Origin of the sequence: Georgenia sp. SUBG003 (assembly GCF_000715355.2) — a bacterium.
Classification (GTDB): Bacteria; Actinomycetota; Actinomycetes; order Actinomycetales; family Actinomycetaceae; genus Georgenia.
In genome coordinates, this window is the sequence record NZ_CP180204.1 from 2967831 (window position 1) to 2988933 (window position 21103).

At 71.4% G+C, this 21103-nt stretch carries 14 protein-coding genes and 4 pseudogenes; 13 read left to right on the top strand and 5 right to left on the bottom strand.

Annotated features, from left to right (window positions below):
• Positions 1 to 19 precede the first annotated feature (19 nt).
• From DA06_RS15265 to DA06_RS15280, 4 genes and pseudogenes are all read left to right on the top strand, one after another.
• Entirely contained in the window at positions 20 to 1306 is a 1287-nt protein-coding gene (locus DA06_RS15265) for an extracellular solute-binding protein (RefSeq protein ID WP_043501625.1), read from the top strand.
• Positions 1303 to 2284: pseudogene (locus DA06_RS15270) on the top strand (carbohydrate ABC transporter permease). Before DA06_RS15265 ends, DA06_RS15270 begins: the two are co-directional and overlap by 4 nt.
• The gene (locus DA06_RS15275; RefSeq protein WP_043501627.1) at positions 2272 to 3120 is read left to right on the top strand and encodes a carbohydrate ABC transporter permease; all 849 of its coding nucleotides are present in this window, start codon (positions 2272 to 2274) and stop codon (positions 3118 to 3120) included. Before DA06_RS15270 ends, DA06_RS15275 begins: the two are co-directional and overlap by 13 nt.
• Positions 3121 to 3150: 30 nt before the next feature.
• Complete coding sequence (locus tag DA06_RS15280; protein ID WP_043501629.1) at positions 3151 to 4422, top strand: ABC transporter ATP-binding protein; 1272 nt, start codon at positions 3151 to 3153, stop codon at positions 4420 to 4422.
• Between the two features lie 76 nt (positions 4423 to 4498).
• Here the strand turns inward: DA06_RS15280 and DA06_RS15285 are convergent, their stop codons facing one another.
• Positions 4499 to 5374, bottom strand: coding sequence for a proline dehydrogenase family protein (locus tag DA06_RS15285; protein ID WP_418605395.1), 876 nt, complete (start codon positions 5372 to 5374; stop codon positions 4499 to 4501).
• Positions 5375 to 5645: 271 nt separating this feature from the next.
• Here DA06_RS15285 and DA06_RS15290 point away from each other — a divergent pair, with 271 nt between their 5' ends.
• Positions 5646 to 6098, top strand: a complete 453-nt coding sequence (locus tag DA06_RS15290; RefSeq protein ID WP_052436813.1) for a hypothetical protein — start codon at positions 5646 to 5648, stop codon at positions 6096 to 6098.
• 338 nt (positions 6099 to 6436) lie between these two features.
• On the opposite strand, the pseudogene DA06_RS15295 reads toward DA06_RS15290, so the two are convergent.
• Together DA06_RS15295 and DA06_RS15300 are read right to left on the bottom strand one after the other, a co-directional pair.
• A pseudogene (locus DA06_RS15295) lies at positions 6437 to 7460 on the bottom strand (PHP domain-containing protein).
• Positions 7461 to 7470: 10 nt separating this feature from the next.
• Entirely contained in the window at positions 7471 to 8412 is a 942-nt protein-coding gene (locus DA06_RS15300) for an asparaginase (protein ID WP_418608036.1), read from the bottom strand.
• Positions 8413 to 8867: 455 nt separating this feature from the next.
• Here DA06_RS15300 and DA06_RS15305 point away from each other — a divergent pair, with 455 nt between their 5' ends.
• From DA06_RS15305 to DA06_RS15325, 5 genes are all read left to right on the top strand, one after another.
• Entirely contained in the window at positions 8868 to 9752 is an 885-nt protein-coding gene (locus DA06_RS15305) for a hypothetical protein (RefSeq protein WP_052436814.1), read from the top strand.
• 92 nt (positions 9753 to 9844) lie between these two features.
• The gene (trxB, locus tag DA06_RS15310; RefSeq protein ID WP_043501644.1) at positions 9845 to 10852 is read left to right on the top strand and encodes a thioredoxin-disulfide reductase; all 1008 of its coding nucleotides are present in this window, start codon (positions 9845 to 9847) and stop codon (positions 10850 to 10852) included.
• 78 nt (positions 10853 to 10930) lie between these two features.
• Entirely contained in the window at positions 10931 to 11257 is a 327-nt protein-coding gene (locus DA06_RS15315) for a thioredoxin family protein (RefSeq protein WP_043501634.1), read from the top strand.
• A 248-nt stretch (positions 11258 to 11505) separates the two neighbouring features.
• Positions 11506 to 12867, top strand: coding sequence for a PLP-dependent aminotransferase family protein (locus tag DA06_RS15320; protein ID WP_043501636.1), 1362 nt, complete (start codon positions 11506 to 11508; stop codon positions 12865 to 12867).
• 13 nt (positions 12868 to 12880) lie between these two features.
• Positions 12881 to 13837, top strand: a complete 957-nt coding sequence (locus tag DA06_RS15325) for a D-alanine--D-alanine ligase family protein (RefSeq protein ID WP_043501639.1) — start codon at positions 12881 to 12883, stop codon at positions 13835 to 13837.
• Between the two features lie 131 nt (positions 13838 to 13968).
• On the opposite strand, the pseudogene DA06_RS15330 reads toward DA06_RS15325, so the two are convergent.
• A pseudogene (locus DA06_RS15330) lies at positions 13969 to 15109 on the bottom strand (ParB/RepB/Spo0J family partition protein).
• Positions 15110 to 15588: 479 nt separating this feature from the next.
• Positions 15589 to 16480, bottom strand: a pseudogene (locus DA06_RS15335) (ParA family protein).
• A gap of 1418 nt (positions 16481 to 17898) precedes the next feature.
• On the opposite strand from DA06_RS15335, the gene DA06_RS15340 reads away from it, so the two are divergent.
• The 3 genes from DA06_RS15340 to DA06_RS15350 all read left to right on the top strand — a co-directional run bounded on the left by DA06_RS15340 (position 17899) and on the right by DA06_RS15350 (position 20979).
• Positions 17899 to 18030: a hypothetical protein gene (locus DA06_RS15340; protein ID WP_418605396.1), complete on the top strand. Its 132-nt coding sequence runs from the start codon at positions 17899 to 17901 to the stop codon at positions 18028 to 18030.
• A gap of 184 nt (positions 18031 to 18214) precedes the next feature.
• On the top strand, positions 18215 to 19768 hold the full coding sequence (locus DA06_RS15345; protein ID WP_418605397.1) for a sensor histidine kinase: 1554 nt from the start codon (positions 18215 to 18217) through the stop codon (positions 19766 to 19768).
• Positions 19765 to 20979: a GGDEF domain-containing protein gene (locus tag DA06_RS15350; RefSeq protein WP_043501649.1), complete on the top strand. Its 1215-nt coding sequence runs from the start codon at positions 19765 to 19767 to the stop codon at positions 20977 to 20979. Before DA06_RS15345 ends, DA06_RS15350 begins: the two co-directional genes overlap by 4 nt.
• The last annotated feature ends 124 nt before the right edge of the window (positions 20980 to 21103 follow it).

Here is a 21103-nt window from a genome sequence, read left to right on the forward strand (position 1 = left end):
GACCGCCGAGGGAGGCACCGTGCGACGACGCAGACGGGTGGCGGTACTGACGGCCGTGGCGCTGGCCGCGGGGCTGTCGGCCTGCGCGGCAGAGGCCGGTCCGCCGACGTTGACCTGGTACATCAACCCCGACGCGGGTGGCCAGGCCCGGCTCGCGCAGACCTGCACCGAGCAGGCCGACGGGGCTTACACGATCGAGACGGTGCTGCTGCCGAGGCAGGCGGCGGCGCAGCGCGAGCAGCTCGCGCGGCGGCTCGCCGCCAAGGACTCCTCGATCGACATCATGAGCCTCGACCCGCCGTTCATCCCCGAGCTGGCCGAGCCCGGCTTCCTCGCGCCCGTGCCCGGCGACGTCGCCGAGACGACCACCGAGGGGGTGGTCCAGGGGGCCATCGACGGCGCCTCCTGGGACGGCGAGCTCGTGACCGTCCCGTTCTGGGCCAACACCCAGCTCCTCTGGTACCGCAAGTCGGTGGCGGAGGCGGCCGGGCTGGACATGAGCAAGCCCGTCACCTGGCAGCAGCTCATCGACGCAGCGGAGAGCCAGGACAAGCTGCTGGCCGTCCAGGGCCAGAAGAACGAGTCGCTGACGGTGTGGATCAACGCGCTGGTCGCCTCCGCCGGCGGGGAGATCATCACCAACCCTGAGGCGGCGGGGCAGGACATCGAGCTCGGTCTCGAGACGGAGGCCGGCCGTCAGGCCGCCGAGGTCATCGGGCAGATCGGCAGCTCCGGCGTCGGGGGGCCGGGGCTGCCGACCGAGGACGAGCCGGCCTCGCTCACCCTGTTCCAGGGGGACGACGGCTCGTTCATGGTCAACTGGCCGTTCGTGTGGTCATCCACGGTCACCGCGGTGGAGGACGGTTCCCTCGACCAGGCCCTGCTCGAGGACATCGGCTGGACGACCTATCCGCTGACCGCCGAGGGTGGCGAGGTGACCCCGCCCTACGGCGGCATCAACCTTGGCGTCGGGGCGTTCAGCGAGCACCCCGACCTCGCCTTCCAGGCTGTCGAGTGCATCGTCACGCCCGAGCACCAGGCGGAGTACTTCGCCTCCGACGGCAACCCGGCCGCGGCGTCCCAGGCCTACGAGGACCCGGCGGTGCAGGAGGCGTACCCGATGTACGCCGCCATCCGCGACTCGCTCGAGCAGGCCGTCCCGCGGCCGCAGACGCCGTTCTACAACGAGGTCTCCACCGGGCTCCAGGAGACGTGGCACCCGCCGGCCTCGGTCGACCCCGACGCCACGCCGGAAGAGTCGACCTCGTTCATCACCTCCGTGCTGCGAGGGGAGAGCCTGCTATGACCAGCTCGGTAACGCCGCCGGTGACCGAGGAACGTGCGGCCCCCGCGTCCGCCCGCACCGCGCGGAAGAGCGACCGCGCCCGGGCGGAGGGCCGGCTCGGCTGGTGGCTCGCGGGCCCCGCGTTCGTCGTCATGCTCGCCGTCACGCTCTACCCGATCCTCCAGGCGATGTACGACTCGCTCTTCCGCTACCGCCTCACGGCGCCGGACGAGCGGGAGTTCATCGGCCTGTCCAACTACGGCGTGGTGCTCACCGACCCGGTCTTCTGGCGGGACCTGTGGGTCACCGTCCTCATCACGGTCATCACCGTGGTCATCGAGCTCGTCCTCGGCTTCGCCCTGGCGATGGTGATGCACCGCGCGATCCGGGGGGCTGCGCGGGGCGCTGCGAACCGCGATCCTCGTGCCGTACGGCATCATCACCGTCGTCTCGGCGTTCGCGTGGTTCTACGCGTTCGACATCACCTCCGGCTACGTGAACCACTGGTTCGACTGGGTGCCGGGCGTCAGCGAGGACCTGAACTGGTTCGCGAGCCAGGGGACGTCGCTGTTCGTCATCATCGCGTCGGAGGTCTGGAAGACGACGCCGTTCATCTCGCTGCTGCTCCTCGCGGGCCTGGCGCAGGTGCCCGGCGACATGGAGGAGGCCGCGAAGGTCGACGGCGCCACGCCCTGGCAGGTGCTGTGGCGGGTGATCATCCCCAACATGAAGGCCGCGATCATGGTGGCGGTCCTCTTCCGGGCGCTGGACGCGTTCCGCATCTTCGACAACGTCTTCATCATGACCAACGGGGCCAACAACACCGAGGTGCTGTCCCTGCTGGCCTACCGCACCTCGATCGGGCGGCTGGAGATCGGGCTCGGGTCGGCGGTCTCGGTGCTGCTGTTCCTGTGCGTGATCCTCATCTGCTTCGCGGCGATCAAGCTGTTCAAGGTCGATCTCACGAGCGCGAGGGGGGGAGTGACATGGGCCGGCTGACCGGACGCCAGAAGCTCGGGTGGACGATCATCGCGGTGCTCGTCTTCGTGTACGCGCTGTTCCCGGTGCTCTCCATCTTCATGACGTCGCTGAAGTCCACGAGCGACATCCGCTCCGGGACGTTCCTGCCCCCGAGGGTGTCCTGGGAGAACTACCAGCAGATTCTCACCGCCGAGGGCGGGGCGCGAGACCTGTTCCTCCCGGCCCTGCGCAACTCGATCGGCATCTCGCTCATCGCGACGGCCATCGCGGTGGTGCTGGCGACGCTGGCCGCCTACGCCATCGCCCGCCTGGACTTCCGGGGGAAGAAGCTCATCCTGACGACGGCGCTCGGGGTGTCGATCTTCCCGGTGATCTCGATCGTGACGCCCCTGTTCAACCTCTGGCGCAACATCGGCCTGTACGACACCTGGCCGGGGCTGATCATCCCGTACCTGTCGCTGACCCTGCCGATCTCCATCTGGACGCTCGCCGCGTTCTTCCGGCAGATCCCGTGGGAGCTCGAGCAGGCCGCCCAGGTGGACGGGGCGACCCCGTGGCAGGCGTTCCGCAAGGCGATCGTGCCGCTCGCCGCGCCCGGGGTGTTCACCACCGCGCTGATCGCGTTCTTCATCGCGTGGAACGACTTCGTCTACGGCATCTCGCTGACCTCGACGAGCGCGGCCCGGCCGGTGCCGGCGGCGCTGGCGTTCTTCACCGGGGCCTCGTACTTCGAGCTCCCCGTGGGGGCCATCTCGGCGGCGTCGATCATCGTGACGATCCCGGTGGTCGTCCTCGTCGTGCTGTTCCAACGCCAGATCGTTTCCGGACTCACCCAGGGAGCGGTGAAGGGCTGACCCGGCCCCGCCGCAAGGAGGAGAACCTCAATGGCATCCATCACGATGGACCACATCGTCAAGCAGTACGGCGACGGGTTCCCGGCCGTCAACGACGTCTCCCTCGACATCGAGGACGGCGAGTTCGTCATCCTGGTCGGTCCCTCCGGCTGCGGGAAGTCCACGCTGCTGCGGATGATCGTCGGCCTGGAGGACATCACCTCCGGCGAGCTGCGCATCGGGGACGAGCTCGTGAACGACAAGGCGCCGCGGGACCGGGACCTGGCGATGGTGTTCCAGAACTACGCCCTGTACCCGCACCTGACGGTGTACGAGAACATCGCCTTCCCGCTGCGCCTGCAGAAGGGGCAGTTCTCCTCGGAGGAGGTCGACAGGCGGGTCCGTCACGCCTCGAGCCTCCTCGAGCTCGACGAGCACCTCGACCGCAAGCCGGCGAACCTCTCCGGCGGTCAGCGTCAGCGCGTGGCGATGGGGCGGGCGATCGTGCGCGAGGCGCGGGCGTTCCTCTTCGACGAGCCGCTGTCCAACCTCGACGCCAAGCTCCGCGGGCAGATGCGCACCGAGATCGCCCGGCTGCAGCGCAACCTCGGCATCACCACGGTCTACGTCACGCACGACCAGACGGAAGCCATGACGCTGGGCGATCGGGTGGCGGTGCTGCGCCGCGGGATCCTGCAGCAGGTGGCGAGTCCGCGCGGGCTGTACGACCAGCCGGTCAACCTGTTCGTCGCCGGCTTCATCGGCTCGCCGCCGATGAACTTCCTGGCCGGCGCGGTCAGCGGTGACGTGCTGCGCCTGCCGATCGCGGACGTGCCGCTGGACGACCGGCTGCGCAGGGCCGTCGGGAGCCGGAAGACGGTGATCGTCGGCATCCGCCCCGACGACTTCGAGGACGCGGACATCCTTGCCGACGACCGCCGTGGTTCCGGCGTCGTCTTCGACGCCAACGTCGACGTGACCGAGTGGCTCGGCGAGGTGCTGTACGCGTACGTGCCCTACCGGCTCGACGAGAGCGTCCGGAGGCAGCTTGACGAGCTCGACCGCGAGCTCGAGGGCGAGGGCATGCGCTCGCAGCTGGTCGTGGCGCTCGACGCCATGAGCCCGATCCGCGACGGCGACACCGCGCAGCTGTGGATCGACCCGGCGAAGATCCACGTGTTCGACCCCGAGAGCGGCGACAACCTCACCCGTGACGAGGAACGGGCCGCGAAGCTCGAGGAGGACGCCAAGCAGCAGCGGCGGCGCGCCCTCGAACGGGCGAAGAGGCGGGCGGAGCGAGAGGGAGCCCCCGCCAAGGCCTGACGACGCGAGGACCCCCGCCGGGCAGCCCGGCGGGGGTTCGCCACGCGTGGCCGGCGGTGAGCTCGCCCGCGACGCGTCAGCCGGCGGTGAGCTCCGCCCGGGTGGGCGGTTGCGCCCGCCCGCGAGACCGTGATCGCGGCGATCCGGGCGGCGTGGTCGAGCACCCGCTCCAGTCCCGCACCTGCGGCAGCGCCGGGTCGGAGTCGACCGCGTTGGTGAAGGTCTCGCCCGCCGGCTGCCGCTCGGCGGAGCGCCGCGGCGCCGTCGGGGTCTGCGGGATGTCGGCCACGGAGGCCCGGAAGCGGCTCTCCTGGTCCCGCATCGCGTCGGCGCCGCCGGCGAACAGACCGTGGAGGAAGTTCTGGGACTGGGCGTTCTCCTCCAGGCGGCGGATGAGGTAGGAGACCGCCACGTCGAAGTCCTCCGGCGCCACGACCGGGGTGTAGAGGATGACGGTGCCGACCGTGTCCCGCACGGCGCGGGCCTGGGACGGCGCCATGCCCTGGAGCATCTCGACGTCCAGCGACTCCCCGACGCCGCGGCGCTCGGCGAGCAGGTGCGCCAGGGCGACGTCGTAGAGGTTGTGCGAGGCGACGCCGAGGCGCACGACCCCGGCCAGCTCCGGGCGCAGCGCGCGCTCGACGAGACGGATGTAGTTCGCGTCCACCTCCGCCTTGGTGGTGTAGGGAGCCTGCTCCCAGGCGTGGAGCTCGGCCTCGACCTTCTCCATGGAGAGGTTGGCGCCCTTGACCAGGCGGATCTTCACCGGCGCGCCGCCGTCGGCGACGCGCTGCTGCGCGAACTCCACCAGCTGCTCCATCCCGCGGGCGGAGTCGGGCAGGTACGCCTGGAGCACGATGCCCGCCTCGAGGTCCGTGAACTCCGGCTCGGACAGCAGCGCGGTGAAGACCTCGATGGTGAGGTCGAGGTCGCGGTACTCCTCCATGTCCATGTTCACGAACGCGTGGGGGGGACCGCGCCCTCGCGGCGCGGTAGATCGGCCGGAGACGTTCGATGACCCGCGCGACCGTGCCCGCGGTGTCCCAGGTGGAGATCTGCGAGACGAGGGAGGAGACCTTGATGGAGACGTAGTCCACGTCGTCGCGGGCGAGGAGCGCCGTGGTCCGCTCCGCCCGTGACATCGCCTCCGCCTCGCCGAGCACCGCCTCGCCCAGCAGGTTGATGTTCAGCCGGAACCCGTCCTCGCGCGCCTTGGCGAGGTGGTGCGCGAGGGCCGGGTCGTGCGCGTCGACGACCAGGTGGCCGACCAGCTGGCGCAGGCGCTTGCGCGCCAGCGGCACGACCACGCCGGGGGCCAGCGGGGCGACCTTGGCGCCGACGGCGAGCAGCGCCCGGTCCGACGGCGAGAGGAAGCCCGCCGCGCCCGCCGAGATCCCCGCGAGCTCGTGCGCCGCGACCCGGGAGTCCTCCGGGCGGGCCACCCGGTCGACGAATCGCACAGCGAGGTCGAGGCCCTCGGGGTCACCCACGAGTCCCGCGAGCTGCTGGGAGGTGGCCCTCTCCTTGTCCGACTGTCCCGCCTCGGTCGCCGCCAGCCAGCGGTCGGCCAGGCCCACCGCGTCGTCCACCAGGGCGGCAAGGTCCTCGGGGACGCTCGCCCGCGCCATGGGCTCGTCGCGACGGTCGGTGGTGCTGGTGGCCATGGAATCTCCTGACGCGGGTGACTCAGCGGTTGCGGCGTCACCGCAGCAGCCCGATGAGTGATTGATTACCTGTCACTGATACGCCCGAAACTAGGCCTGCCCCTCGGAGTCGTCAAGGCGGCACGACGCGCCAGGCGCGCGAGCCGTCAAGGCGGCACGACGCGCCAGGCGCGCGGCCGGGACGCCCGTCCGCCCTGACGCCCGCACCAGGCGACGGGGCGCAACCGCCCGCGTCGCGCGATCAGCGGCATGCCGACCGGTCTACGCGAGCAGCACGTCCACCGCCGCCGTCAGGTCAGGCGGCGCGCCTACCGGTCCAGGAGATGAGCTCGTCCACCGCCTTCGTCCGGTCAGGCGACGTGCCGACCGGTCCAGGCGAGGAGCTCGTCCACCGCCATCGCGTTGACGATGCGTTCGCGGGCAATCCCACGCTTCTCCGCCCGTTCGCAGCCGAGGTCGAGGAAGTCGAGCTGGCCGGGGGGCGTGGGCGTCGGTGTCGATGGAGAACAGGCACCCGACGTCGTCGGCGAGTTCCAGCAGCCGCGTCGGCGGGTCCCGGCGCTCGGGCCGGGAGTTGATCTCGACGCTGACCCCCGAACGGCGGCACGCCTCGAACACCGCCTCGGCGTCGAACGTGGACTCGGGCCGGGTGCCGCGGCCGCCGGTGATGAGCCGCCCGGTGCAATGCCCGAGCACGTCCACGTGCCGGTTCTCCACCGCGGCCACCATCCGCCGGGTCATCGCGCGCGAGTCCGTCCGGAGCTTGGAGTGCACGCTGGCGACGACGACGTCGAGCGCGGCGAGGAGCTCCTCCTCCTGGTCGAGCGTGCCGTCCTCGAGGATGTCGACCTCGATGCCGGTGAGGATCCGGAAGGGGGCGAGCTCGGTGTTGAGCCGGGCGACGACGTCGAGCTGCTCGCGCAGCCGCTCCGCGCTCAGGCCCCGCGCGACGGTCAGGCGTGGCGAGTGGTCGGTGAGCGCGAGGTAGGAGTGGCCGACCGTGACGGCGGCCTCGGCCATCTCCGCGATCGGGCTGCCACCGTCGGACCAGTCGGAGTGGGCGTGCAGGTCGCCCCGCAGCCAGCTCCGGACGGTCTCGCCCCCGGCGACCAGCGGGAACGAGGCCCGAGCCTCCAGGTCGGCCAGGTAGTCGGGGACCCGCCCCTCGGCTGCCTGGGTGGCGACGGCGGCGGTCTTCGGGCCGACGTCCGGCAGCCTGGTCAGCGTGCCGGTGCGCAGCCGGTCGTCGAGCTCGCCGGCCGGCAGGGACTCCAGGCGCCAGGCCGCCTTGCGGAACGCGCGGACGCGGTGGTTCTCGGCGAGCTCGCGCTCGAGCAGGAACGCCACGCGCTTGAGCGCCGCCACCGGGTCCACGGGGCCGAGGCTACTTGCGCCCCGTGGAGCCGTCTCGCGGAGGTGGCGGCGGCGTCGCGCCCGCGTCGGCGAGCCAGCGGCGGGTGCGGGTCGCCCAGTCCTCCGCCGCGTCGTCCTCCGTGCCGAGCACCGCCGCGAGCAGCAGCCGCGCCTGCCAGTGGGAGAGGTCGCCGGCCATCACAGCACCGGCGGCGGCGAGGTCCGCGCCGCCTCCCGCGTACAGACCCGCCACGGCACCGGAGCCGGTCCGTGAGGTGACGACGACCGGCACGCCTCTCCCCAGCAGCTCCACGAGGGCCGCCGTCACCGGTGGGGTGGTGTTCCCGGCGCCGAACCCGGCGACGACCAGGCCCCGGGCACCGGCGTGCACCGCTGCCTCGACGTCGGCGGCGTCGGCGCCGAGGTACTGCGGCACGACGGCGACCCGCGGCAGGTCCGTCACGTCCGGCGGCAGGAGCGCCTCCGGGATCGCGGGCAGGGCGTGGCGGCGCACGCCTGTCTCGTCGACGTGGCCGATCGGCCCGCGGGTCGGCGCCGCGAACGCCTCGAGGCCGAGGCTCCTGGCCTTGCGGACGCCGATCGCGGGCAGCACGGCGTCGGCGAAGGTGATGGTGACCCCGGTCCGGGCCGCAGCGGGGTTCCCGGCCCAGGCGAGAGCGGCGGCGAGGTTGCGGGGACCGTCCGGTGCGGCGTCGTCGAAGGGACGTTGTGCGCCGGTGAGGGTGACCGGGGCGGACGGGCCGAGGGCCAGCGCGAGGAGGAAGGCGGTCTCTTCCATGGTGTCGGTGCCGTGCGTGACCACGACGCCGTCGGAGCGGACCAGCGCGTCACGGACGGACGCGACGAGGCCCAGCGCCCTGGGGAGGGTCAGCGCCGACGACACGAGCCCCTCCACGTCCACGACCTCCACGTCGGCGTCCAGGCCCCACACGTCGCGGGCGCGGTCGAGCAGCTCGGCGCCGGTGGCCGCGAGACCCGGCCGGCGGCGCCGGAGCGCGTGGCGATGGTGCCGCCCGTGGCGAGCAGGGTCAGGCTTGGCACAGCTACTCCGATCCCGGCGCGACCGTCGCGCGCGTCCGGCCCATTATCCGGAGAGTGCCGTTCCGCGCCCGGCGAGGTCCCGCCGCCGGGCTGATCGCGGCCTCAGAAGGAGCCGCCCCTCAGACAGCCCCGGCCGGGCGCCGGTTGTGCCGCGGCGGACGGCGGCCGACCGCCCCGCAACACCGCCGGCCCCGCGAAAGCTCACGTGGACACCGCAACCGCCCGCGCACCCGGCGCAGCCGCCCGGCTTCCCGCAGATTCCTTGACGTCCCCGACGACGCCCTCGGGACCTCATCGGTCCGCCACACGAAGAACCCTGGCCCGTTCGCCGCTCTCGCGGCCATCGCCGGCTCCACCGTCGAGTCGGTGAAGCACGGCGCGCGCAAGGCTGCGGAGGGCACGAAGGAGGGTGCCCGCAGGGCGGCCGAGAGCACCCGCACCGCGGCCGCGGCGACGCGCGGGACCGTCGGCTCCGCCGTCGTCGCCGGCAGGGAGAAGGTGGCGGCCGCGGGCGAGACCGGCCGGACGCGCCCGGACACCGCTCCGATCCCCACGCGGCCCGCGTACGACGAGGACCTCCTCTCCGCCGTCGACGGCCCCGAGGTGCCCTTCGCCGAGCGCCGGATCAACCCCACACCGGTCGTCCTCGTGGCCGTCGCGGCGCTGGTGCTCGTGCTCTTCCTCGTCGCCACCCGGACGCTGCTCGCCCCGCCCGAGCCCGTCGCCCTGCCGCGCAACAACCCCGCTCCGACGGCGAGCGCCGAGCCCAGCCCGACGGCGGAGCCGACGCCCGAGGAGACGGCCACCACCCAGGAGCCTGCCGCGGGCCCGCCGGCCATCGCCTCGCTCGCCCCGCTCGACCCCGAGGGCGACGGCGGCGAGAACCCGGACCTCGCCGCGCGAGCCATGGACGGTGACCCGGCGACGTACTGGCGCTCGCGCTCCTACGTCAATCCCGAGTACGGCATGAAGACCGGCATCGGGCTCGCGATCACGCTCCAGCAGCGCGCCGAGGTCAGCGCCGTCGAGGTGGACCTGCGGGGCACGGGCGGACTGGTCCAGGTGCGCGCCACCTCGGCGGACGCCCCCACCGGCGGCGACGTACTCGCCGAGGGCGAGATGGGGCCGGGCACCGTGTTCAGGTTCGATCCGGTGGAGACGGACAGCATCGTGCTGTGGTTCCCGCGCCTCCCGGTGGCCGAGTCCGACGGCAAGAACCGCATCGAGCTCGCCGAGGTGCGCGTCGGCTGACGAGCCTGAGACCGAGGTCGCAGGGCGTCGGGAACATCGGCCGCCTACCATCGGTTGAAGGACGTAGAAGTCCCAATCACGTGAGGAAGATCATGGCTGCACAGCAGAACACGCCCGAGGTCCGCGACGTCATCATCGTGGGGTCCGGCCCTGCCGGGTACACCGCGGCCGTGTACGCCGCGCGGGCGAACCTGCGGCCCGTCGTGTTCGCCGGCTCCGTGACCGCCGGCGGCGCGCTGATGAACACCACCGAGGTGGAGAACTTCCCCGGCTTCCCCGAGGGCATCCTCGGCCCGGAGCTGATGGAGAACATGCAGAAGCAGGCCGAGCGCTTCGGCGCCGAGGTCCGCTACGAGGACGTCGTCGCCGTCGACCTGTCCGGGGACGTCAAGACCGTCACCACGGACGACGACGAGACCTTCGCCGCCCGCGCGGTGATCCTCGCGAACGGGTCGGCCTACCGCGAGCTCGGCCTGGAGGGCGAGAAGAAGTACTCCGGGCGCGGGGTGTCGTGGTGCGCCACCTGCGACGGGTTCTTCTTCCGCAACCAGCACGTCCTCGTGGTCGGCGGTGGCGACTCCGCGATGGAGGAGGCCACCTTCCTGACCCGGTTCGTCGAGAAGGTCACCGTCGTGCACCGCCGCGACGAGCTGCGCGCCAGCAAGATCATGGCCGAGCGCGCCCTGGCCAACGAGAAGATCGAGTTCGCCTGGAACAGCGAGGTCGCGGAGATCCACGGCGACGAGAAGGTCACCGGCGCGACCCTCCGCGACACCGTCACCGGCGAGACGCGGCAGATCGACGCCACGGGCATCTTCGTGGCCATCGGCCACGACCCGCGCACGCAGATCCTCGAGGGGCACGTCAAGCTCGACGACGAGGGTTACATCGTCGTCGACCACCCGACCACGGCCACCAACGTCCCCGGCGTCTTCGCCTGCGGCGACGCGGTGGACCACATCTACCGCCAGGCGATCACGGCCGCCGGCACGGGCTGCTCCGCCGCCCTGGACGCCGAGCGCTACCTCGCCAGGCTCGACGAGGCGGGCGAGCCCGGTACCGACGCCTCCCAGACCCCGCAGGGCGCCGTCCTCGTCTGAGGCGTGCGCACGCGCGGCCCACGTCTGGTGCCGGCCCGCTCGCCCCTCCACCCTCAGGCACCCGACCGAAAGGAACCCATGAGCACCGTCAGCGACGTCACCGACGCGACGTTCGACGCGGAGGTCCTCAGCTCCGACCGTCCCGTCCTCGTCGACTTCTGGGCCACCTGGTGCGCCCCGTGCCGCCAGATGGCGCCGATCATCGACGAGATCGCGGCCGCGCACGGCGACAGGATGAAGTTCGTCAAGCTCGACACCGACGCCAACCCCCGCGACCGCGCAGCGTTACGGCATCGTCTCGATCCCGACGTTCACGTCTACCAGAACGGCGAGCTCGTGAAGTCGATCGTCGGCGGTAAGCCGAAGAAGGCGTTCACCGAGCAGCTCTCGGAGTTCCTCTCCTGAGCGTCGCCCGCGAGGAGTCCTGAGCGACGTCCGCGTCCAGCTCGTCGACGCCCCCGTCACCGCCACGCCGCGGAGACGGGGGCGTCGACGTTGCCGTACGGCGGCTCGGGCCCGGGGCGGCCCGCTCCGACGCGACGCCGACGCGCCCAACCGGCGTCGCGCGCGACGGCGCCGCCCGCGGCGGTGGCAGACTGCACGGGACGGTGACGAGCCGCGCCACCGTCGGGACGACGTCAGGGAGACTGGGAATGAACGCACAGGGTGCGCAAGCAGGGCAGGGCGAGCACAGCGGGCACGACGTCGCCGCCGCTGCCGCCGCCCGCGCCGGCACCCGGCTCGACCCCTGGTTCTCCAGCTACGCCGACCGGGCCCACGGGATGCGCGCCTCGGAGGTGCGGTCCCTGTTCGCCGTCGCCAACCGCCCCGAGGTGGTCTCGCTCGCCGGCGGCATGCCGAACATCGACGGGCTCCCGCTCGACTTCCTCGCCGAGATGACCGCCAAGCTGCTCCGGGAACGCGGGGCGCGGGCGCTGCAGTACGGCGGCGGCCAGGGCGAGGAGGAGCTGCGCGAGCAGATCGTCGAGGTCATGCGCTACGACCACGTCCACGCGCACCCCGACGACGTCGTCGTGACCACCGGCTCGCAGCAGGCCCTCGACCTGGTGACCGAGATCTTCATCAACCCGGGCGACGTCGTCGTGGCGGAGGCGCCCAGCTACGTGGGTGCGCTCGGCGTCTTCCGCGCCTACCAGGCCGACGTCGTCCACGTCCCGATGGACGACGACGGACTGGTGCCCGCGGAGCTCGACCGCACGCTCACGGAGCTCGAGCGGGCGGGGCGGACCGTCAAGTTCCTGTACACGGTGCCGAACTTCCACAACCCCGCCGGGGTCACGCTCTCGCTCGAGCGCCGCCCGCAGATCGTGGAGATCTGCCGTCGCCACCACGTCCTCGTCCTGGAGGACAACCCGTACGGCCTCCTCGGCTTCGACGCCGACCCGCTGCCCGCGCTGAAGAGCCTCGACGCCGACGGCGTGGTGTACCTGGGGTCGTTCTCGAAGACGTTCGCGCCCGGGTACCGGGTGGGGTGGGCGCTCGCGCCGCACGCCGTCCGCGAGAAGCTCGTGCTCGCCAGCGAGTCCGCGATCCTCTCGCCCACGATGATGGGCCAGCTCTCCATCGCCACCTACCTGTCCACCTACGACTGGTACGGGCAGGTCAAGCAGTACCGGCAGATGTACCGCGAGCGGCGCGACGCCATGCTCGGCGCGCTCGCCGAGTTCATGCCTGAGTGCTCCTGGACCGTCCCGGACGGCGGCTTCTACACCTGGGTGACCCTCCCCGAGGGGCTCGACGCCCAGGCCATGCTGCCTCGCGCCGTGACCAACCTCGTCGCCTACGTCTCCGGCACCGCCTTCTACGCCGACGGGCAGGGCCGCGACCACGTGCGCCTGTCCTTCTGCTACCCGACGCCGGAGCGCATCCGGGAGGGCGTGCGTCGTCTCGCGACGGTCGTCCACGCCGAGAGCGAGCTGGTGAGGATGTTCGGCACCGCGCCGCACGGCCGCGTCGGCGACTCCGTCGAGTTCCCGTCACCGGACCAGGTCTGAGGAAGAGGTATCGATGTCCGACCAGCCCAGCCCCGAGCTCACCGTCGCCATCCTCGCGGGAGGCCTGTCCCACGAGCGTGACGTGTCCCTGCGCTCGGGGCGCCGCGTCGCGGGTGTCCTGCGCGACGAGGGGGTCAGGGTGCACGTGCTGGACGTGGACGCGAATCTGGTGCCCCGCCTGGAGCAGCTCCGGCCCGACGTCGTGTGGCCGCTGGTGCACGGGTCGACCGGCGAGGACGGGTCGCTCCAGGACCTGCTGGGTCTGCTGGGCCTGCCCTTCGTGGGGAGCGAGGCGGCCGCGTGCCGGCTCGCGTCGCAGAAGCCGGTCGCCAAGGCGCTCCTGCGCCAGGCCGGTCTCCCGACGCCGGACCACGCCGCGCTGCCGCAGTCGCTGTTCCGGGAGGTAGGTGCCCGGACCCTGCTCGCCGCCGTCGAGCGCCGGCTCGGGCTTCCGCTCGTGGTCAAGCCCGCCGGCGGCGGCTCCGCGCTGGGGGTGACCGTCGTCGAGCGGTCCGAGGACCTGCCCGAGGCGATGGTCGCGTGCTTCGCGTACGGCGACGAGGCGCTCCTCGAGCGAGCAGTCCTGGGAACCGAGGTGGCCGTGTCCGTCGTCGACCTCGGAGACGGGCCCCGTGCCCTGCCCGCCGTCGAGATCGTCACCGACGGCCCGTACGACTACGACGCGCGTTACAACCCCGGACGTAGCGAGTACTTCGTCCCGGCCCGCCTCGACGAGGCACGCGCACGCACGGTCCAGGAACTGGCGGTGGCGGTTCACCGAGAGCTCGGTCTTCGACACCTGTCGCGAACCGACATGATCCTGGACGACGACGGCGTGGCCTGGTTCCTGGACATCAACGTCGCGCCAGGCATGACCGAGACGTCGTTGTTCCCGCAGGCGGCCCAGGCCGACGAGGCAGGTGTCGGGGAGCTGTACGTGGCGTTGGTGCGGGCGGCCCGGCGCAGCTGACCCGGGCGGCGCCCGAGGACGCACCGGACCCCGCCTCGACGTGGTCAGGGCATGCCCGCGGCCTCGGACCGACGAGAGGAGCCCCCGTCCGGCCTCGGACGGGGGTTACCGGCTCGTCTCAGGGCATCGCCTCAGTTCGCCGGAACGTGGTCCTCGCCCGGTGCGAGGACGTCGAGGATCCGGTTCAGGTCCTCGACGCTCGCGAACTCGATCGCGATCCGTCCCTTCCGCTGGCCGAGATTGACCTTCACGCGGGTGTCGAGGCGGTCCGCCAGGCGCGTCGCCAGGCGGTTCAGGTCCTCGGCGTGCGCGCTCGGACGCGGACGGCGCCGCATCTCGGGGGCCACCGGCTCGTCGCCGAGGGCGACGATCTCCTCCGTCGCACGCACGCTGAGGCCTTCGGCCACGATCTTCTGCGCCAGGCGCTCCATCGCGGCGCCGTCGGACAGGCCGAGCAGTGCACGCGCGTGCCCGGCCGACAGCACACCTGCAGCGACCCGCCGCTGCACGAGCGGGGGGGAGCTTCATCAGGCGCAACGTGTTCGAGATCTGCGGTCGTGACCGCGCGATACGGGAGGCGAGCTCGTCGTGGGTGCAGCCGAAGTCCTCGAGGAGCTGCTGGTAGGCGGCCGCCTCCTCGAGCGGGTTCAGGTCCGCACGATGAAGGTTCTCGAGCAGCGCGTCACGGAGGAGCTGACCGTCCTCCGTCTCCCGGATGACGGCCGGCACGGTGTCGTTCCCTGCCCGCTTGGAAGCGCGCCACCGCCGTTCGCCCATGATCAGCTCGTACTGCGGGCCGTCCGCTGAAGCGCCCTGCAGCGGCCGCACAACGACCGGCTGGAGCACGCCGACCTCACGGATGGAGGCCGCGAGCTCGTCCAGGTCCTCCTCGTCGAAGACCTGCCGGGGTTGCCGGGTGTTCGGAACGATGAGCTCGACGGGAAGCTCGGCGAACGACGCGCCCGGGACCGGCAGGAGGCCGTCGTCGTCCGGCTGCTCCACCTGCGCCGGCTGCTCCACCCGGGTCGGCGTCTCACCCGCGGCCGCGCCGCTCGGAGTCGCCGCCTCCGTCGTCGCGGCGGGCGGGAGAGACGGCTCGCCCTCAGTCGCCTCACCGCCGCGGGTCTCGCCGGCCTCGCTCTCCGCCGTCTCGCGGACCGGTGTCGTCCCAGCACTCTCCGCCGTCTCACGAATCAGCGTCGCCTCAGCCGTCTCACGGATCGGCGTCGCCTCAGCCCTCTCCGTCGATCCGGGGACTGTCCGCTCCGGCATCGCCGGCGGCACCAGCGTCTCCGTCGTGTCCTGGCCCGCGTCGGGCGGGACAGCCCCGGGCCGCCCGGTCTCGACGGACTCCTCTGGCGTACGCGCGACGGGCTCTTCCGGCGAACCTCCGACCGGCCCGGTCGCCTCATCGGTGCGCACGGGCCTCTGTGCCGTGGTTCGCTTCCGGGAGGTGCCGCTCTTGGACCGGGAACGAGACTTGTCCGGCTCCATGAGGGAACGCGCCGCCGACGATCGGCTCGTCCGCCGCTGCGACGACGACCGCGGTTCCACGGGACGGGCGTCGTTCGTCGGCACCTCTTCGGCCGACGGCGCCGAGGTGGTCGAGGACGGGAAGAAGACATCCATCGGGCGCGGCATGGTCGCCGTGGTTGCCTGGTTGGCGTCGGGCGCGGCCTCCGCAGCGGGTTGCGTAGGAGCGCTGGGGATCAGTGCCCCGATCCCGCGTCCGAGGCCCCGTCGCTTCTCGCTCATCGGTTCTCCTTCTCGGCCGCAGCCGTGTTCTGACCACGCGGTAGGTGGTCCGCGGTGGGCAGGGCGCCCCGCTCCGCTACCTCCTGGGCGGCCTCTCGGTACGCGAGCGAACCGCTGGACCCTGCGTCGTAGGTGATGACCGTCTGCCCGTAGCTCGGTGCCTCGGAGATCCGGACCGACCGTGGGATCGTGGCTTCGAGCGTCTCGTCCGGGAAGTGTGAGCGGACTTCCTCGGCAACCTCACGCGCGAGGTTCGTCCGCCCGTCGAACATCGTCAGCAGGATCGTCGACACGTGTAGATCTGGGTTCAGGTGCCCACGAATCAGTTCGATGTTCTTCAGGAGCTGCGTCAGTCCCTCGAGCGCGTAGTACTCGCACTGGATGGGGATGAGCACTTCACGTGCCGCTACGAACGCGTTGATCGTCAGCAGGCCAAGGCTCGGCGGGCAGTCGATAAGGACATAGTCGAACCGCTCGAGCCCTTCCCGCTCGCGCCACTCGAAGTGCTCACGGATCGCGTTCCGGAGCCGGTTCTCGCGGGCCACCATCGACACGAGCTCGATCTCCGCGCCGGACAGATCAATGGTCGCGGGGGGCGCAGTAGAGCCCCGGCACGGACTCACAGGGGCGGATCACGTCGCCGAGCGGTACGTCATCGATGATGACGTCATAGATCGAGGGCACTCCGGAATGGTGGTCGATACCGAGGGCGGTGGAGGCGTTGCCCTGGGGATCGTTGTCAATGACGAGGACGTTGAGCCCGCCCGTCGCCAGAGCAGCCGCGACGTTTACCGTCGTCGTCGTCTTCCCGACGCCGCCCTTCTGGTTGGCGATGGTGAACACTCGCGTCTCTGTCGGGCGAGGGAACGTAGCGCCCTGCAACTTGATCCGTCGCCGAACGTCCTCGGCGAGCTGCGCGGCTAGTGGGGTCGTTTCGTCGGCCTCGGGGACGCTCCTCAGGAGGGCGGCTCGTCGCCGTTCGTCTGGGCCAGCAACGCTCTGACCTGCGGTAATGCTGTCCAGGCCGCGTCGTTCGTCGTGAGGCACAGCGTCCCCTCCAGTCGGTGTGATGCCTGTACTGCATCGTAAATGGACGCCACGCTGTACCCCCGCATTGTCCACAGCGAGTCGGTGTTACACGTGAAACGAACCGATGATCCGTCGACGCTCAGACTTTGCCTTCGTAGCGCACTTCCCTCATGGGAGGGGTCGCCGATCAGCAACGGCGACGAGAGCGCTGGATCCAAGAGGAGCGGTCGAGCAACATGCTCCTCCATCAGGAACGTCGGCTCCGGCCAGGGTTACGTTCGGATCCCACAATGCCGATTCGGGAAGAGACTGCCGGGAGGCAGCCACGGATGCGGCGGGCCTTGGTCAATCCCAGGTGCAGAGGCCGTTTCCGTTGTCGGTGGCATTGGATAGGGAGTAGGGCGGAGACCGGTATGCGGATCGGCAACAGGCGGGCGTTCCACGTGGAACGATGCGGTGATCCATCCCCGCCCTGAGCGGCTCGTGCCGCACAGGTCCGACTACCTCCGATCCTGCGTCAACAGTGCCCGGCACTGGCGGCAGCACCAGGCCGCGGCGGTTCCACGAGACCGCGGCCCCGCCCGTGACGTCCGAGGCCGACGGAGCCGCGAGCGCACGCAAGGCCCCTGCAGCCGGACAGTTGTGCCGGTGCCGCTCGATCGGCCGAGAGATGATGCGAGGAATAGACGCCCAGCCTCGTCTCGCGGTCGCCTATTGCCCTCGCTTCCATCTGGCGCCGCTTCTAGCTGGCACGCCCCCCCCCTCAAGCAGGCAACGTGATTCCGTTTCACGTGAAACGTGGTGTATAGGGTGCCTGAACCTTTCCATAGCCCTGAACCTTGCCATAGCGCTGTAGCCAGCTCGCAGGGCGCCGGCTCATTAACAGCGACGCCTGGGGGGCGCCCGCGATTGTGCCTGAAAATTCTGCTGGCGCTTACCGGCACCAATCGATCAGAGCTCACCATCCTTTCGCTTGAAACGGGTGAAGTTCAGTGGGCGACACTCGAGTATGGGCAGTAGGCAGGTGAACACCTGAGCGTTGTGGAAGAGTGCCATTCTTACGGCTGGGACACTGCGCTGCGGCTCACGGACGTCGCAGTATCGAGGACCTTCCTGTGGGAACGAGTGGTCGCACCATCGCCGCGCGTGTTGCCGCTTTAAACTTAGGGCCGTTCGTTTCACGTGAAACCGCCCGAGTGTAAGAACCCGGCGCACGACTCTCAGCGCCTGCGTATTGCTGGCCTCATAGTTCGTCCCTGATCCCCTAATCAAGAGGCTTGCTGCCACTCTTCGAAGCGCTGACCGCGAACCGACGAGGTTCAACTGAAGTTGCTAACAACACCTGTTTCGAACTCTATTCCGCGCTTGCCGCTTTTGATGCGCTCTGGCTCTACGCCGCGTTCACGTGAAACGATGGACAGCCGCCGCCGCTGCTGGCGAACTCCGATTGCTGCCACGGACCCGGAATCTGAAGGTTGCAGCTTTGGCCCTGTCGGCCATAGAGAATGGTGTAAGTCGCGGAGCGCCCCAGCCGCCGCGGCGCATCCGGAGACCACCTCAGCCGTCTTCCTCCGCCAGCTGCCCTTCGCCGCGGTGACGCTGGCGCTGATCCTCGGCGTCGCGATCTTCCGGGGCGACCTGCTGGGCGACGGCTACTTCTTCGTCACCGTGGTCCTCACGGTCGGGGCCACGGCGCTGTCCCTGCTCGTGCCGTGGCAGCGGCTGCCCCGCTGGGCGGCCGGCGTCGTCCCCCTCATGGACATCGGCGCCGTCGCCTTCGCGGGGGCCGCCGGTGTCAGCTCCTTCGCCCTCATCCTCCTGCCGGCGCTGTGGATGGCCACCTCGTACGGCGCCCCCGGCGTCGTCACCGCGGTCGTCCTCGGTACCGCGGCGGCCTGGGGGCCGGAGATCCTCACGCCGGTCGAGGTCACGGTCAAGGACCTCAACCGTCAGGTGCTCGGCCCGGCCGTCCTGGTGGCGGCCGGAATCTACCTGCACCTCGCGGAGCGGCGCGCGGCCGCGCACCGGAACCTCCTCGGCCGCCAGAGCGCGCTCGTCGAGGAGACCCTCCAGGACGCGCGCGCCCAGCAGCGCCTGCTGACCGCGATCCTCAACACCATCGACGTCGGCGTCGTGGCCCTGGACGCCCGCGGGCGGGTGACGCACATCAACCGCGCGCACGCCAAGGTCATCGCCGGCAAGTACAAGGTCGGCGACCCGGTCGTCACCCACGCCGGCATCAACGGCTTCCGTGCCGACGGCGTGACCCCGCTCGGGCGGGACGGCTCGCCGCTCGTGCGGGCGAGCCGCGGGGAGAGCATCGACCGCGAGCTCACCTTCTGGCAGGAGGCCGACGGCACCCGCCGCGCGTTGCGGGTCTCGGCCGCCCCGCTCCTGGACGAGGACGGCGCCTGGGCGGGAGCCGTCGTCGTCTACCAGGACCTCACGGCCGAGACGAGCGCGCTCGCCCAGCGGGAGGACTTCGTCTCCTCCGTCTCCCACGAGCTGCGCACGCCGCTGACGTCCGTGCTGGGTTATCTCGAGCTGGCGATGGAGGACCCGGAGCTCCCGGCGGACGCGCGGGCGCACCTCGAGGTCGTCGTGCGCAACACCGACCGGCTCCAGCGCCTGATCGGCGACCTGCTCACGGCCGCCCAGACCAAGGCCGGGGAGATCGCCATGACGGCCACGCCCGTCGACCTGCGCGACGTCGTCGCCGAGGCGGTGCACAGCCAGCGGCCGCGCGCGGCGCAGCACGCGGTGAGCGTGGAGAACCGGGCAACCCTGCCGTGCGTCGTCGAGGGCGACCGCATGCGGCTGACCCAGGTGGTCGACAACATCGTCTCCAACGCCATCAAGTACTCCGAGCCCGGCGGCACCGTGACCGTCTCCCTCGACGTCGGTGCCGACGAGGCGCGCCTGCGCGTGCGGGACACCGGCATCGGAATCTCCGAGACGGACCAGGAGCACCTCTTCGAGCGGTTCTACCGGGCGCGGACGGTGCGGCGCGGGGCGGTGCCGGGAACGGGGCTCGGGCTCCACATCTCCCGGCAGCTCGTCGAGGCGCACGGCGGCCGGATCGAGCTGACCAGCGAGCTGGGGGAGGGCACCACCGTGGACGTGCACCTGCCGAGGGGCCGGCGATGACGCTCGACCTGACGACCCTGCTGGTCCTGTCCTCGCTGGTCATCACGATCACGTCGGTGCTGTTCATCACCGAGGCGTGGTCCCGTGACGCCGACGAGGTCGACAGGCTGTGGTCCCTGGCCTTCGCCGCGGGCCTCACCACCGAGCTCACCTACCTCGCCACCGCGCTCGTGCCGGAGCTGTGGTGGGCGAACGCGATCGGCAACGCCGGCAGCGTCATGACGACCTTCGCCATCTGGAACGGCATCCGCGCACTCGCCGGCCGCCGGTCCCTCTTCGAGATCTCCGCGGCCGCGGCCGTCCTCGCGGCGCTCGCCGTCCTCGTGGCGGGGCCCGACGGCGGACCGTGGGGAGGCGGGTCGGTCATGCTGGCGGGCAGCGCGCTCGGGGCTCTGCTCGGCGGCGCCGCGGTCGTCCGCAGCCCGGCACGGCGCATCCGGGCGGGGGTGTTCCTGGGCGCCCTCGTCTCCGCCGCCGGACTCTTCTACGCGTTCCGGCTCGTGCTGTTCGTCCTCGCGGGGCCCGAGTCGGCGGTCTTCCGCACGTACGCCGGGACGGAGGTCGCGACGCTGTTCGTGGTGCTGCTGGTGACCGGCGGGGCGTTCTCGATGGTCGTCCTGCGCGGGACGCAGGCGCGCGAGCGGCAGGACGAGGCCAGGAACTTCGACCCGATGACCGGTGCGCGGACGGGCGTGTCCTTCATCCCCCGGGCCTCGGCCGTGCTGCGCGCGCACGAGGAGGCGGGGGCGCCGGTGGCGCTGGTGGCGCTGACCCCGGAGGGCCTCGACGAGATCGCCGTGGCGTTCGGGCAGGAGCACGCCGACCGTGCGCTGGTGGTGTGCGGGGAGCTGGCGCAGACGCTCCTGCCGAAGCGCGCGCTCATGGGCCGCGACGCGATGGACGGCCGGGCCTTCCAGGTGCTGCTGCCGGGCTTCACCGCCGGGCAGGCCGCGGAGTGGGCCCACGAGGTGCGCAAGGAGCTGATCGACTCCCCGCTCGAGGTTCCCGGCAGCCGCCTGCGGCTGTCCGTGAGCGCCGGGATCACCGGTGCGGGCACCCACGGGTACGGGCTGGACCGCCTCTGCGACGTCTCGCGGCAGCTCTCCCGCGACGCGGTGGCCGACGGCGGGAACCGGGTGGCGGTCGCCGCGGCGTCGCCTGCTGCGGGCGTGCCGGACCCCGCCGTCGCGGAGCGAAGTGTCCGGACCTGAGGGTCCGGTCCGGATCTTGCGCCTTTCTTGAGGTGACACGAAGGTGCTCTGAACTGCCGGTTGAGGTCGGGCCGCCAGGCTGCTCCCAGCAGCACGGAAGACCCCGTGCCGAGACCGAACCTCA